Origin of the sequence: Mesorhizobium sp. M7A.F.Ca.CA.002.09.1.1, from assembly GCF_003998555.1 — a bacterium.
GTDB lineage: Bacteria > Pseudomonadota > Alphaproteobacteria > Rhizobiales > Rhizobiaceae > Mesorhizobium > Mesorhizobium ciceri.
Genome location: NZ_RZRR01001313.1, coordinates 1 through 1,047, shown reverse-complemented (window position 1 = coordinate 1,047; position 1,047 = coordinate 1). Strand labels below are relative to the sequence as shown.

At 64.4% G+C, this 1,047-nt stretch carries 1 protein-coding gene and 1 pseudogene; both read right to left on the bottom strand.

Annotated elements, in window-relative coordinates:
• Positions 1-685 (bottom strand): ATP-binding cassette domain-containing protein (locus tag EN994_RS32820; RefSeq protein ID WP_164746492.1); only part of this gene is annotated, 685 nt, incomplete at its 3' end.
• Between the two features lie 79 nt (positions 686-764).
• Positions 765-1,047 (bottom strand): annotated as a pseudogene (locus EN994_RS32815) (sugar ABC transporter substrate-binding protein); the annotation flags it as partial.

The following is a 1,047-nucleotide window of genomic DNA, read 5'->3' as shown; positions in this document are numbered from 1 at the left end:
GCGCGGTGACGATGTGGCGGCCGTTTCTCAGGATCGTCAGCGTGTCGCAAAAAGCGCGGACCTCGCGCATGCGGTGGGTGATGAAGACGATGGTGGTACCCGCCGTCTTCAGCCTGGCGATGATGTCGCCCAGCCAGTCGACGTCGCGTCCGGCGAGCGTCGAGGTCGGTTCGTCGAGCAAAAGGATGCGCGGCTTGCGGTAGACGGCGCGCGCGATCTCGATCTTCTGGCGCACCGAAAGCTCGAGCTCGCTCACCTCGGCATCGAGATCGACGGAAAAACCGAGATCTTCGATATGGCGGCGGACGGCCTTGCGGGCGGCACCGCGGCGGATCAGGCCGGAGATGCCGACGGGGGCGTAAGGCAGCAGCATGTTGTCGAGCACGGAGAGATCGCGCACCAGGGTCATCTCCTGGAATGCTGTCTGCATGCCGAGCGCATGTGCTGCGCGCGGTGCGCCGTAAGCGATCTCCTTGCCGAAGACACGGACATGGCCTTGGCTCGGCCGGACCAGCCCGGACAGCAGCTTCACCAGTGTCGACTTGCCGGCTCCGTTTTCACCGAGCAGGGCATGGACGCTGCCGGGCGCGATCGCAAACGACACGCCGTCCAGCGCGACGGTCGGGCCGAACGCCTTGCTGATGCCGTCGATCTCGACGGCGGGGAGCTCGGAGTGTTCTGTCATTGTCCTCGATCGCCGGCTTGGCATGGATTGACGACGCACGGACAGTTGTCCGTGCATCGTCACACGGGCCTTGGGAGGCTTAGTTCTCCGGTTGTCCGACGAGGGCAGCATTAAGGCCGACCTCGGGTGTCTGGTCCGAGAAGATCGAGGCAAACCAGCCCGGATTGGAGACCAGCGACGGCTTGAAGGCGTTGCAGCCGGCCTTCATCTCCGCCCATGTGCCTTCGTCGCACAGCTTGATCGTCTCATTGGTAACGACCGGCAGCGGCAGGATGGTGGTCTTCGGCACGTCCTTGCCTTCGATCGCCTCGACGGCAAGCTTCAGCGCCAGCGCACCCGAATAAGGCGGCGAGGCATAGGAA